The 12,489-nt window shown below is 62.5% G+C and carries 12 protein-coding genes; 7 read left to right on the top strand and 5 right to left on the bottom strand.

Annotated features, from left to right (window positions below):
- A partial coding sequence (locus KUTG_RS56500) for an AfsR/SARP family transcriptional regulator (protein WP_198047252.1) occupies positions 1–764 on the bottom strand: 764 nt, incomplete at its 3' end.
- A gap of 525 nt (positions 765–1,289) precedes the next feature.
- Here KUTG_RS56500 and KUTG_RS61515 point away from each other — a divergent pair.
- The 7 genes from KUTG_RS61515 (at position 1,290) to KUTG_RS20590 (ending at position 7,785) form a co-directional block, all read left to right on the top strand.
- Positions 1,290–1,793, top strand: coding sequence for a hypothetical protein (locus KUTG_RS61515; RefSeq protein WP_198047251.1), 504 nt, complete (start codon positions 1,290–1,292; stop codon positions 1,791–1,793).
- The gene (locus KUTG_RS56495; RefSeq protein ID WP_084579594.1) at positions 1,781–2,716 is read left to right on the top strand and encodes a sporulation-delaying protein SdpB family protein; all 936 of its coding nucleotides are present in this window, start codon (positions 1,781–1,783) and stop codon (positions 2,714–2,716) included. The genes KUTG_RS61515 and KUTG_RS56495 overlap by 13 nt, the downstream gene beginning before the upstream one ends.
- A gap of 91 nt (positions 2,717–2,807) precedes the next feature.
- Entirely contained in the window at positions 2,808–3,818 is a 1,011-nt protein-coding gene (locus KUTG_RS56490) for a GNAT family N-acetyltransferase (RefSeq protein ID WP_084579592.1), read from the top strand.
- Positions 3,819–3,889: 71 nt separating this feature from the next.
- Positions 3,890–5,002, top strand: coding sequence for an ABC transporter substrate-binding protein (locus KUTG_RS65265; protein WP_043718864.1), 1,113 nt, complete (start codon positions 3,890–3,892; stop codon positions 5,000–5,002).
- Positions 4,986–5,426 carry an ABC transporter substrate-binding protein gene (locus KUTG_RS65260; protein ID WP_043718862.1) on the top strand — a complete coding sequence of 147 codons (441 nt, stop codon included), beginning with the start codon at positions 4,986–4,988 and terminating at the stop codon, positions 5,424–5,426. Before KUTG_RS65265 ends, KUTG_RS65260 begins: the two co-directional genes overlap by 17 nt.
- 1,223 nt (positions 5,427–6,649) lie before the next feature.
- Positions 6,650–7,510: an AfsR/SARP family transcriptional regulator gene (locus tag KUTG_RS56485; protein ID WP_084579590.1), complete on the top strand. Its 861-nt coding sequence runs from the start codon at positions 6,650–6,652 to the stop codon at positions 7,508–7,510.
- Positions 7,511–7,620: 110 nt separating this feature from the next.
- The gene (locus KUTG_RS20590; RefSeq protein WP_157494678.1) at positions 7,621–7,785 is read left to right on the top strand and encodes a hypothetical protein; all 165 of its coding nucleotides are present in this window, start codon (positions 7,621–7,623) and stop codon (positions 7,783–7,785) included.
- A 151-nt stretch (positions 7,786–7,936) separates the two neighbouring features.
- Here KUTG_RS20590 and KUTG_RS20585 read toward each other — a convergent pair whose 3' ends face one another.
- The 4 genes from KUTG_RS20585 to KUTG_RS61510 all read right to left on the bottom strand — a co-directional run.
- Positions 7,937–8,767, bottom strand: a complete 831-nt coding sequence (locus tag KUTG_RS20585) for a TauD/TfdA family dioxygenase (RefSeq protein WP_232240878.1) — start codon at positions 8,765–8,767, stop codon at positions 7,937–7,939.
- Between the two features lie 146 nt (positions 8,768–8,913).
- On the bottom strand, positions 8,914–10,650 hold the full coding sequence (locus tag KUTG_RS20580; protein WP_052395101.1) for an amino acid adenylation domain-containing protein: 1,737 nt from the start codon (positions 10,648–10,650) through the stop codon (positions 8,914–8,916).
- Complete coding sequence (locus KUTG_RS20575; RefSeq protein ID WP_052395099.1) at positions 10,647–11,651, bottom strand: TauD/TfdA family dioxygenase; 1,005 nt, start codon at positions 11,649–11,651, stop codon at positions 10,647–10,649. Before KUTG_RS20575 ends, KUTG_RS20580 begins: the two co-directional genes overlap by 4 nt.
- Before the next feature lie 35 nt (positions 11,652–11,686).
- Positions 11,687–12,489, bottom strand: an 803-nt coding sequence (locus tag KUTG_RS61510) for a hypothetical protein (protein ID WP_043718859.1), incomplete at its 5' end; no start/stop codon positions are given.

Here is a 12,489-nt window from a genome sequence, read left to right as displayed (position 1 = left end):
AGAATTTCGGTGTGCAGGCGTCGTATCTCCGGTCCTGGGTCTAGCCCTAGTTCGTTCGCGAGAAGCTTACGTCCGTCCTCGTACACCGCAAGGGCGTCAGCCTGTCGACCAGCACTGTCAAGCGCCCGCATCAGACTGCCGCGGAGCGATTCCCGGAATTGATTCTCGGTAAGCATTTCTCGGAGTCCGCCGATGACGGAACCCGACTGCCCGAGCTGGATGCGTAGTTCAACCAGGGACTCGAACGCAATGAGTCGGTCCTCATCGAAACTGGTTGCCATGCTCGAGATCATCCGGCTGTCCAGACCCAGCAGGAGAGTTCCTCGCCAGAGGCTAAGCGCTGATTCGAGATTTTTCGCTGCTTCTTCAGGCTGCCCTGAGTCCTTGGCTTGTTGTGCCAGTCGAATCAGGTTGTGAAACTCGTGTGCGTCAACGTGCGACTCAGGCAACTCCAACCGGTAGCCGCCATCGGTCGTTGTGATCCGAAGTCTGTCGATGGCCGGTATGAGCGTACGTCGCAGACTGCCTATCGCGTTATGGATCTGCTGCCGGAATGATTGCGGCGGTTCAATCCATAGTTCGTCCGCCAACCGTTCGACGCCGATCGTGCGATTGATATTGATCAGTAGGATTGCTAGCAGTCTACGCTGTCGCAGACCCTCTACTGTGATGAGTTTTCCTGACGCACGCACTTCGAGTGGGCCTAGGATCAGAAAGTGCACGGTCACATCCCCCAGTTGCTCCCGCCGGCGTAGTGCGGTCAACTTGGAATCATACCATAGGTGGGAATTTCGTGCAGCTGCAATGGTGATTGTGCTGGGTTTGTCTAGATTTCCTTTGGGTGAGCGGATTGCCTAAAAAGCTCAAAAATGACACCAATATCAAGGTTGAGTCGGGTCACGCGGTAGCCTACGAGTAGCGAACAAGTAGCGCTGTCCGGTATGGTCGGTCAAACAATAAGTATAAAATCGCAACTAAGGGGGATGTTTAGATGAGTCTTAAGCAGCTCGTTGTACTAGGCGTATTGGTGCCGGTGGTGCTTTTTGTGAGTACGGTGCTCGTAGGTTTCCTGGGCTCTGCCCCCAAGGATATCAACAGTGGCCATGCGAACCATGTCGTGCAGCCTAATCGGCCGGACGCCGCTGCCATGATCCCTACGACCTGAGGGAAGTAAAGTGTTCCGGTGGTCCGTGCCGGTATCGGGTGCGTCACTTGCTGACGTTCAGGAGAGCCAGGCCGATGAACGGGCAAGCCTTCGTGGGCTGACCGTTACGGCTACATTATTGATGGTGAGCCTCGTGTTTGCCTGCCTTGCTCAACTTGCTGTGGCCGTGTCTGACCGCGCTCAAGGACCGCTGGATTCATATAGAGTATTTTGGCCTGAACATTGGGCCTTTTTCACCGGGCTTGCCGGCAAGGACGTGCTGATGGCATACCGACTCGCTGGCGACGGGACGCCGCTGACTCCGTTCACGCAGCGGGAGGCATGGACGGACCGCCTGATGGGACTTGATCGGATTGGGGATTCCCAGGCACTTGAGACCTGGCAGCTGGCCAACCGGATTCCGGACCGATTCTGGGCCGATTGTGGGGCGCCGGCCCCGGACCGATGCGTGACCAAGTATTCGGCTGAACATCCGTTTCGTCTTTCCGGTCAACCACGGGCTGCCCCATTGTGTGGGGTGCTGGCTATCGCCGACACGCGCCCGGTCCCGGCTGTCGGAGATCGCATGCCGGCGGCTCCGCGCCGAATTTACAAGATCGCGATTATAGATGTGGAATGTGCGAAATGAGGGACATTCTACAGGCATTGTCACGCCTGACAGTCCGTTGGGACTCTCGGGACGGGTGGCTCACCGCCGGTCGGTGCATGGTTGCTGTTGCCACTCTCTCCGAAGTCGTATTCACGTCCGATTCTGGCCTTTTTGGCAGTGTTGTTCCCGCGGATGTGAACGGTTTGCGTTGCGATGCAATTAGGTCAATTTCTCTGTGGTGCGTCAGTGCTGCGTCGACACACGGGATCTTGTTGGCCAGGTTGGCTTCGATCGGCGTTCTACTCCTGGTGATTTCGGGGTATCGACCTCGATGGACATGCATTCCACACTGGTACATCTCCTTCAGTCTATTTTCTGTTCTTCCGGTGCCGAACGGTGGTGATGGCGCAGCCGAGATCGCCGCCCTTCTACTCATACCGATCTGCCTTGGTGACGTTCGTGAATGGATGTGGCGGTCTCCACGAAGCCTACCTTCGCCTGCTTGGCGAGGGGCTGCGTTTGCGGCGCATATGCTGGTTCGGTTGCAATTAGTGATCGTATATGTGAGTGCTGCTGTCTCCAAGATTATTGATCCCGCATGGCGGCAGGGTGTCGCAATGTACTACGTTTTCCATGACCCGTGGTTCGGGATTCCCGAAAAGTCATGGTCAGCGCTTACCGTCCTGCTGGCGTCGCACACCGTGGTCGCGGCCTTCACGTGGTCTGTCATTGCCCTGCAGCTCACCATTGCTGTGACGGTTGTCGGGTCGCGCAGGATGCGGCAGGCTGCACTTGTTCTCGGAGTTTGTCTACATCTCGCTATTATGTTGCTGATGGGGCTGCCGAGCTTTGGCCTGATTATGATCGGCCTGTTGGTTGTCGGCTACGGAGGAAGCCTTGTGAATCGGCCCGGCCGTGTCGTCGATGCCGAGTCGGGGGCGGCGTTGTTGGTCTCGCATTAGAAGCACTAACTGGCTTGATCGTTCGTGAATGTTTGGCCGGATATCTTGATTATGATGCGGTGTCGGCATTCACAGGGAAGGCAGCTCGGAAATGACTGACCTGAGCATCGGCAAGTTCACGATCGATGAGGCGCGGAATTCTGATCTTGTTGACTATCATGAACTGATCGTTGCGAGCTGGGCTGTCGACCAACCGGACGAACCCGCCATCAGCTATGAGGCGGCGGTCGGGCGACTCTCGACGCCTTGGCCCGGGTTGGGGTGGCCAATCCGGTGGTCGGCTCATGTGCATGACCACTTGGTGGGCGTGGCAACCGCGTACTTCCCTGAGGATGAGAACAAACACCTCGGTCTACTTGAAATTTTCGTCCACCCAGGCCATCGGCGACAGGGTATTGGCACCGCATTGCTTCGGAACGTTATTCCCGCCCTGCAAGAGCGTGAACGGACCTCGGCTGAAGGATGGGGAGTGACCCAGGGAGGGGCCGGGGACAGCTGGGCGAGCTCTCTCGGATTTCGGGTTGCACACTCGGTTGCTTTTCAAACGTTAGACCTCCGTGCGGGCGATAAACGTCTGTGGTCGATCGAGGTGCCAGACGGATATGTGCTACGTTTATGGGCGGATGCCGCCCCCGATGACTTAGTCGAATCCTATTCTGTCGCCCGCGCCGCAATTCATGACTCGCCGCTCGGCGATGCAGGATACCGATTTGCGCAGTGGTCGGTCGATCGGGTTAGGGAAGCTGAGGCTGAAAGGCGAAAAAGTAAAGTCGAGCAGATGGTCGTCGTTGCGGTTCATAAGGAGAGTGGCACGGTGGCGGCGCTCACCGAATTGGCGCTCCATCCGCATCGACGAGACGTTGCTTTCCAGGGTGAGACTGCAGTTATCGAGGCGCACCGGGGGCTTGGACTGGGGCGTTGTATCAAAGGTAGAATGATACGATGGTTGCGATCTGATCGTCCGGAGTTTGAACGTATACTTACCACAACTGCCTCCGAAAATGCTGGCATGATTAATGTTAACCGTCAGGTCGGTTTCATTATTGCTCGAACAACTTTAGTGGTAAATTGCGGCATTGGCGAGCTTGAAGCCATGCTCTGATTTATGGTTAAAGAGGGTCGGCTAGTAAGTTGTTCTGTCGCTCAGTAAACGAGGCGGGTGGTCTGATACCTATGAATAAGAAGCTCCTGGGAGCGCTGGTCGTAGCGGCGCTGCTCGTGACGGCGTGCGGCGGCAGTGACAGTAACGTCAAGATCAATCAGTCCGTCACGGGCAAGAACGACATCAATGCGCAACCGGCGGACAAGATCAAGCAGGGTGACGTTCTGCAGTGGCCGGTGGACTCGCTGTCGGACAACTGGAACCCGGTGCAGACCGACGGTTCCACACTGGCCGGCCAGTGGATGGTCGACGCCATGCTGCCGTGGCTGTTCACCGCGCAGGCGGACAGTACGCTTGCGCTGGACAAGGACTACCTGATTTCGGCCGACTTGGTGTCGACCAGTCCGCAGGTAGTCAAGTACAAGGTCAACCCGAAGGCCAAGTGGTCCAACGGCCGGCCCATCTCCTGGGAGGACTTCCAGGCGGCCTGGCGGGCCTGCAACGGGAAGAACAAGGACTACCAGTGCAACAGCACGGTCGGCCTGGAAAACATTGACAGCGTCGAGCGCGGCGCCACCGACCAGGATGTCAAGGTCACCTTCGCCCAGCCGTTCGGTGAGTGGCAGAGCCTGTTCTCTCCTCTGACTCCCAAGGAGCTCAACGTCTGGGCGGAGGAGTTTAACAAGGGTTGGGTGGACGCGCCGAAGGTCACTGCGGGCGCGTTCAAGCTCGGTAAGATCGACCTGACAGCCAAGACCGTGTCGGTGCTACCGGACGCGGCCTGGTGGGGCAACAGGCCCCACCTGGATGAGATTCTGTTCAAGGTGGTCTCTAGTAATGCGTTGCCGGACGCGCTGGCGTCCGGGGCGATCGGCTGGTATCGGATTGGTTCGAGTGTCGATCTGTATCAGCGGGCGAAGACGATCAAGAATGTGACGATCCGGCAGTCCGTCGAGTCGCAGTACAACCTCTTGGACTTCAACGGTGCCGAGGGCACGCCGTTGCATGATCAGGCGACTCGGGTGGCGGTCGAGCAGACGGTGGACACCAAGAGCATTGCCAAGGCGTTACTGGGTCCGATGAGCACGGATCCGACGCCGCTGGGCAATCACTTCTTTGTCAAGGGGACCAAGAGCTACAAGGACAACTCCGCGCCGATTAAGTTCGATGCGGGAGGTTGCTAAGAAGAAGCTGGACGAGCTGGGCTACAAGCAGAGCGGCGATTTCCGCTCGAAGGACGGCAAGGAGCTCGACCTCACCTTCGTGATCGACTATGGCGACTCGGTCAGCACCGCCGTCTCCAACTTGGTGCAGTCGCAGCTAAAGGCGGTTGGCGTGAATGTGAAGATCAAATCGGTACCGGTGGCGGAACTGTTCAAGAACTACGTCTACCGCGGCGCCTACGACATTGTTTACTATGCTTTGGCTGCTCCGCCGCTGCCGATCTCTGCCGGCGGACCGTTCTTTTATTGGAATCAGGGCAGTCCTGGGCGGAATTTTAGCGCCATCGGCAACGACACCATCAACAAGCTGCTCGACCAGGCCGGCTCGGAGCTGGACGAGAACAAGCGGATCGACCTGATCCAGCAGGTCGACACCGAGATCTGAAAGACTGGGCACCTGTTGCCCACCTATCAGGTGCCCGGTGCTATGCGGTGCGTGACTCGCTCGCCAACTTTGGCGCGTTTGGCTTTGCGTAGGACCCTCTCGATTACGTGAACATGGGCTTCCTTGAGTCAAATATGCAAAGATGATTATCGGGGATGATGTTTGTTGAACGGTACGTGCTAGCGGATTCGCGCTCGGGTCAACTTTGCTCAGGAATGCGTGTTGAATCTTAATGGGATTTTAGTCGCCAATTTCCGCGGTTGTCGAGGCACTCTTGTGAAGATCCTTAGGCGGAGAGCAAGACGGGTTTTGGTACTTGCCGGAGTAGGGTGGGGGTGCAGGGCACGCCGATCGACGGTGAATCGCTTGTGATTGGATCGGTGGTCATGTCTGTTGCCGAGGTAGCATGGTCGTAACAGAAGGGTAAACGGGCATTTATTAAGGGTGCGATCTGGTTTCTGGGTCCGATCGGTTTGGCCGTCGTTCGGGTGGACTACACTCCGCATGACTGGCCGGTGGTGCACCTGGTCACTGCTGGTCAATGTGCCCGCACCTGCTCGGAATGTGCGGCCGACGCCCTGCGGCGGCGCCAGCGCCCGTGGTACTGTGATCTGCCCGGGTGTGGCTTAAGGAGCTTTCACCGATGCCGTGGCTGAGTGTCCGGAGTGGGCATGGTTAACCGATAGTCCGTGTTGGACGGCCGGAGCAACGGTCGCAGATGGTGGACGCGCGATCATATGGTCTGCTCCTGATCACTGTCCGGCTCAGTCGGTCGTGTCGGCGTCGTTCATCCGCCACGCCACAGCGATTCTGCGTACGAGGGCAGCTTGGTGACATGCCGCCGGTTTTCATGGAACCTGGTCGACGGTCAGGGGCTACTAGTGCAGGTCGGCGTCGGCGTGCCGCACCAGTACCTCGGTGATCAACACAGTCCAGCCATGCATGGCTGGCGCCGGCCGATCCAACGCTCAAACCGTGATCAGGTACAGGAGACGGAAGGCGTCGACGGGATTCTGTGGGGTCATGCGTGCTGTGTCGATAGTCGATCGATTTCGGACGAGTAGAGGTGCCTGGCAGAATCGGGTTGAAAGCGAAGGTTGTCGATCTTGGACCGCGATAGCGTGCCAGAGGAGAGTGCGCTGTCGCGGTCCATATTCGCAATCCTTCGTGGCGTCAATGCTTCCTTAATGTGCTTCCGTGAACGCATGTGCATGGGGAGATAAATGCGATTCCTGATGCTTGGGTCTGTTGAGTTGCGAGGGGAAGGGGGTGTGGTTAATCTGGGGGGTACTCGACAGAGCTCGCTGGCCGGGGCGCTGTTGTTGACGCCAAGGCGAGGCCTCTCCACGGCGGAACTTGCCGCAGCCATCTGGGGGGAAAACGCGCTCGCTGTGCCCGCAGGCGCTGTGCGTGCTTCTGTGTTGAGACTGCGAAAACTGCTTGATTCCATTGAATCCGGAGCCGGACAGCGGCTGATCAAGAACGGGGCTGGATATTCACTGCGGGTAGGGCAGGGTGAATGTGATGTCATTTCTTTCACCGAACATGCGGACAAGGCGCGAGCGGCGGCGCGGTGTGGTGACATCGAGTGCGCCGTAGCAGAATTTCAGCTGGCGATTGACCAATGGCGTGGTCCTGCGCTCGCTAACGCGCGCGGCCCCTTCGCGCGGATGCATGCCGCTCGGCTCAACGAGAACAAGCTTGAGGTGTTGAGCGAGAAGATCGATCTTGAACTAGCGCTCGGAAAGCCCGGTGCGCTGGCCGAGCTACGCGCATTGACCGCTGAACATCCAATGCATGAGGGCCTACACGCTCAATTGATGACGGCGCTCTATCGAGCTGGTCAGGTTGCGCACGCGCTCGCCGTCTTTCACACTGTGCGCCGTGAGCTGGTAGAGCAGGTCGGCGTGGAGCCCGGGCCCGTGCTGAGAGACCTTCAGCAGCGCATGTTGGTCCACGATCCAGGCTTGCTGCGCGTACCGCCGCCTGCCGCCGCACGGAGGTCGGGCACTGTCGCGTCCACGAGCTGCGCATGCGGTCGTCGCACACCGTCGCCGGCTGACGTGGCGGCGGGCGTGTCCTGAATCTTGCGCTTGCGGCAGCCAGTGCGACGCAGCTGCCGTACCTGTCTCGGCACCGCCAGACCGCCTCCGCGCCGGTCATCGGTATGCAGAGGGCCTCTGCGATCTGGTGGATGCGCGTCTCATCCCAGCTCAGTACGCCGGCACAGGTCGGGGCGGCGGCATCGCGGGCCTTGGCCAGCACCAGCTCGATGTCGGTGCTCGTGACCGGGGTGGACCCGACGATGCGCGCATCCTCCCAGTTCGGCGCGACCGTGTTGATCAGCTGGATACGGTAGCTGCTCACGCATCGAGGTGAGCAGCTACTCCCGGTACCGCCGTGGCCAAGTAGAGATGGCCAGCTGCAGGGGAGTCAGGATTCGTCGGCGATCGATCCTTTATGGTCGGCTTACGAAAGGAACACAGACGTGTGTTGACACCCCCGTCGGCTCAGTTTCCTTTGAAGTTAGGAATAACGAGCCGTTGGTGATAGCCGTGCTCAGTGCTCTCATTGGGGTGGCGCTCTCGTGGAGCCCGGACCAGGACGCGTTTCAGCCATCTGTCGGTGCCGTCGTACCGTGCTGAGAACGCGACACGGCCGTGCACCATGACGTCGTTGTCCACAATGACGACGTCACCAGGGCTTAGCGGCACCTCGAACCCGCATTGGTCGAAGCCGGCCGCCAACTCGCCGTACACTGTGGCGAACTCCTGGTCGTCGCGGACCGGGGTCGAGTACGACGGGTCGTATCGCACACATAGGCTGTCCGTGCGTTGCCAGACGGTGGGCATGCCGATCGCGGTGATCGGGGTCCGCCACTCACCGTACGAGTCATCGGGGGTGATGGCCAGCGTGGGGCGCATCAGCACCTCGATGTCCTGGGTGGACAGTCCGAGGTCGCGGACCGCAGCCAGTCGGGTGCCGATCTCGTCCGGGTTGCGCACGCAGGCCAGGATCAGGAAGTCGGCGCGCTCGGGGTGAAACGCGTCTTCGGTGTGCCACTCCAGCGGAACCGAGCTGCTCGCGCCGACCTGGACGTTCGCACTTTCCGGACTCGGCAGGATGTTGTGCACGAGTCTTCCCGCCTGCTGGTGCGCCCAGCCGAATGGCTGGCCGAGTACCGTCGCGAGCAGGGCGAGCGCCACGTCGTACCGGGCTGTGCCGGCAGCGTCCACTTCGGACCATCGAAGAGGGGTGGGGCCAGGAGTGGGCAAATCGTCGAGTGCCCCGCGCAGCACTCGCCAGCCGGCACCGGCTGGCAGCGCGATGCTGTCCCGCAAGGACGCCGCCACCGCGTCAGGCAGTCGCCACAACGGTTGGCGCACAACGGTGTCGCCCGTCGCGCCGGCGGCGACTCGGTCCGCGACAACGGTTCGGAAGTCCTCGCTTGTCGGCGCTGACACGGTTACCAAGTTCGGGATGTCGGTCACCGGTCTGCTCCCTGGTAGATCTTGTCGGCATGCGCGGCCAGCGAGTGGTTGTCGATCTTGCCGTTTTGGGTCGTAGGCAACTGGGGGACCACGAGGAGAGTCGCCGGCACCAGGTAGCCCGGCAGGAGTCCACGCAGGTGGTTCAGCAATGCCTCGACCTGGACCGGTTCGGCGAGCACGGCGAACGCGGCCAACTCCTTGCCACCGGTCGCCGATCGGGCCAGGCCCATCGCGTGCGCGCGGACCACCGCGGGGTGCTGTTCAAGCGCGTAGGCGACCTCGCCGGGCTCGATCCGATAGCCGTTGATCTTTAGTTGTTCGTCGTAGCGACCGACCGACTCCAGCTCGCCGGACGGCAGCACCCGTGCGAGGTCGCCACTACGGTACGCGCGAGTCCCATCGGCCAACTCCACGAACCGTTCTAGGGTCAGCTCCGGGTTTCCTCGGTAGCCCCTAGCGACCTGCGCGCCTGTGATGTGGATCTCGCCGACTGTGCCTGGCTCGACGAACCGCCCAGCCTTGTCCAGCAGGTAAATCCGGGTGTTGTCGGTCGGGACACCGATCGGCACAGACGCGCGGTCGGAGTCACGGACCGGGTCGAACAACCGGGTCATACAGCCGACAGTCGTCTCTGTTGGGCCGTACTCGTTGAAGATCCGGCATCCGTTGCCGAAGGCACGCTGAGCCCGGTGGGCGACGGCGCCGTGGAGCAGTTCGCCCCCGGCGATCACCGTCTCATACCCTTCGGGCCGCAGGCCGAGCCGGCCGATCAGATCAAGGTGAGTCGGCGTCAGCTTCAGCGCGTTGGCCCCCGACCTGACCAGCATGTCCCGGAGCACCAGGTGGTCCAGCTCGGCGCGGACGAGCGCGACGGACCCGCCGGCAAGCGCCGGGAGGAAGACAGCGGTGTTGGACAGGTCGAACGCGAGCGAGGTGAACAGCGGGAACCGAGTGCCCCGGTGCACGCCGTACACACGGATCGCCCAGTCGGTGAAGGTGCTCAGGTTCCGGTGCTCCACCTCGACGCACTTCGGCCGCCCGGTCGACCCCGACGTGTAGATCAGGTATGCCGGATCTCGCGCGTCCGGTGCCGCGACGGCCGGGTCAGGGTGGTGACGGGCCAGGATGGCTTCGAGGGCGATCGCGTCCGGCACAAGCCCGACGTGGTCACGTTCGGCGAGGCAAACGGAAACCCCGGCGTCCGAAACGATGTCGGCGAGCCGTGCCCGCGGCTGGGTCGGGTCCAACGGGAGGTACGCCGCACCGGCCAGCAGCACACCCCACAGGCCCGCGATCCCCGCGACCGTCCGCCCGGCCAGCAGACCTACGGCCGAGCCCGCCACGACGCCCCGGTCGCGTAGCTCGCCCGCGATCGTGCTCGCCATCCCGACCAGTTCGGCGTAGGTGACATCACCTTCCGGACCGGTGAGGAGCACGGCGTTCGGGGTCTGTCCGGCCTGATCGAGGAACTGGTGCACGACCGTCCCGGTACGCGAGGGCAGTCGGTCTGTGTCGTTGGCAAGCCACTCCCGCCAGGCACGTGGCGACAGCTCCTCCTCCAGGAGATCGAGAAGCCGCTGCGCGATCGTCTCGTCCGTGGTCTCCACGCTGATCTCGGTGTGCCGATCGTGCACCGCGATCTCGACCCGCGGTCCGGTGAGACCCAGCACTCGGGTGATCCTGGCCGTCGCGTCCTCGTGGCGGCCGGCGATCAACCTTCGGTGCGTGGTCATGGTGCGACCAGAGGAGCCGTGATGACCTGGCCGTCGTGCGGCCGGACTACTCGGGAGCGGCGGAAATCCAGCTGCACGAAAACCCGCTGGATCCACCGGTCGCCACCGTCATAGCGGGGTGTGAAGGACGTGCGGCCGTGCAGGGATAGCCGGTTGTCCACCCATGCGACGTCACCCGGCGCGAGGATCAGCGTGCTGGCCACGGCGTCGAAAGCTCGCTCCAACTCAGCGAGGGCGGCCGCCGCCGCTGGGTCGGTGGCGGCGGTGTTGCCGAAGTCGACGCGGACGTCCGGGTCGTCGACGGCCCCGGTCAACACCCCGTGTGGTGTCTCGGCGGCGGCGCCTTGGTTGAACGACTGGGGAGCCGCGGTGACGAACCTGGGTTCGTGCAGCAGTGACCGGTGGGCCGGGGTCAGCCGTGGCAAGGCCTTACGGCTGGAGGCGACACGCAGGCCCGCGACATTGTCGTGGTCGTTGCGCAGGCACATCAAGCCGACGAAGTCCGGGCGGTGGGCGTGAAAGGCGTTCTCCACGTGCATGGTGAGCCGGACCGAGCCGGAGTTGCCCTGCACGCGTTCTTGTCCGGGCACAGGCACGACGTCTTGGACGAGCGCACCGGACTTCTCCTCCCGGAACGCCACCAACTCGCCCATGAACATCCCGAGGAGTACGAGCGCCGCCGCCGGCATGCTGGCCTCCCGTTGCACGGAACCGGCCACTGAAGGCGTGGGTGGCACGTCTGCCGCGGCGACGGGCAGGCCCCGGACGAGCAGCATCGCCTCTGCCCCCGAATGCGAGGTGAAGCGGCGCAGCGTGGCGCGTAGCCGGGCCGGGAGCATGCAGCAGAGTTCCCGAGCATCGGCGAGCCAGCCCGGGTCATCGGTACGCCGGCTGGACCGGGTGGCCAGCGTGGCGGCGAGCCGGTCCAGTTCGTCGCGTTCCACGGGGCTGAGCTCGAGCAGGCACTCGCCGGCGGCCAGGGGGTTCGTGTCGACAAGCATGGATCTCCGTGCGGCAGAGGTTTGGGGGATGTGGTTCACGGCGTGCTCACCTGCCGGGCAAGCCAGGTCAACGTGCGGGTCGACCAGACCGGCGATCGCAGCCGCACAGCGCCGGTCGCGTCGACCCGGATGGACAGTTGCTGGGCCGGCAGATGGGTGGTGCCGATCGACACCGGGTACGGGCCGGTCGCTAAGTCCCGGCGAGGATGGCGGGCGACGATGTCCCGCAGGTACGGGCCGTGCCGGACCACCTCAGCCTGCCTGCCGGCCGGGTCCTGGCCGGGTTCGACCGTGATCGGAGCGGACGGGGCGAACAGTGCTGCCAGCCCGGGCCCGAGCGGCGGCAGGCTCGGCAGCTGCCAGGCCGAGGTCACCGGCCGGCCGGTGACCTCCGCGAGCGCGGCCAGCCATTGCGGTCCCGACACGCTTTCCGCCAGGCACAGCTCTCCGGCGACTGCGTCCTCGGGGATGGGCAGCGGGTTCGGTCTGTGGCCGAGTTGCCGCAGCCAGAAACCCTCGTGGGCAAGGCTTCGAGCCGCCAGCGCCGCGACCGGCGCCAGGTCGCCGTGGCGGGACGCCACCCTGCCCGAACGGAGTCCCTGCTCCCGCAGCCAGCGGCCTGGCACCAGGTCCCGTCCGTCCAGTGTGGACATCCGGGTGACGACGAGGGTGCCGTCGATTGTGGTCAGCCGGGGCGCCTGATCGTCGTCGAGCACGACGGTCCCCGGCGGTCCGTCCCCGCCAGGGACCGCGGTCGCTGCCCGCACTAGCGCCGCCGCGTGGTCGGTCACCCAGCGGACGACGCCGAACGTGTTGTCGAACGGTCCGGTCTGGGTGG

Origin of the sequence: Kutzneria sp. 744, assembly GCF_000568255.1 — a bacterium.
Lineage (GTDB): Bacteria > Actinomycetota > Actinomycetes > Mycobacteriales > Pseudonocardiaceae > Kutzneria.
This window is presented reverse-complemented; position numbering and strand designations above follow the sequence as displayed.

What these genes read in the sequence shown, in the direction of transcription:
- KUTG_RS65265 (WP_043718864.1), top strand. Translation starts at nt 3,890, where the DNA reads ATGAATAAGAAGCTCCTGGGAGCGCTGGTCGTAGCGGCGCTGCTCGTG.
- KUTG_RS56485 (WP_084579590.1), top strand. Translation starts at nt 6,650, where the DNA reads ATGCGATTCCTGATGCTTGGGTCTGTTGAGTTGCGAGGGGAAGGGGGT.
- KUTG_RS56495 (WP_084579594.1), top strand. Translation starts at nt 1,781, where the DNA reads ATGTGCGAAATGAGGGACATTCTACAGGCATTGTCACGCCTGACAGTC.
- KUTG_RS20580 (WP_052395101.1), bottom strand. Translation starts at nt 10,650, where the DNA reads ATGACCACGCACCGAAGGTTGATCGCCGGCCGCCACGAGGACGCGACG.
- KUTG_RS20590 (WP_157494678.1), top strand. Translation starts at nt 7,621, where the DNA reads ATGCGCGTCTCATCCCAGCTCAGTACGCCGGCACAGGTCGGGGCGGCG.
- KUTG_RS65260 (WP_043718862.1), top strand. Translation starts at nt 4,986, where the DNA reads ATGCGGGAGGTTGCTAAGAAGAAGCTGGACGAGCTGGGCTACAAGCAG.
- KUTG_RS56490 (WP_084579592.1), top strand. Translation starts at nt 2,808, where the DNA reads ATGACTGACCTGAGCATCGGCAAGTTCACGATCGATGAGGCGCGGAAT.
- KUTG_RS20575 (WP_052395099.1), bottom strand. Translation starts at nt 11,651, where the DNA reads ATGCTTGTCGACACGAACCCCCTGGCCGCCGGCGAGTGCCTGCTCGAG.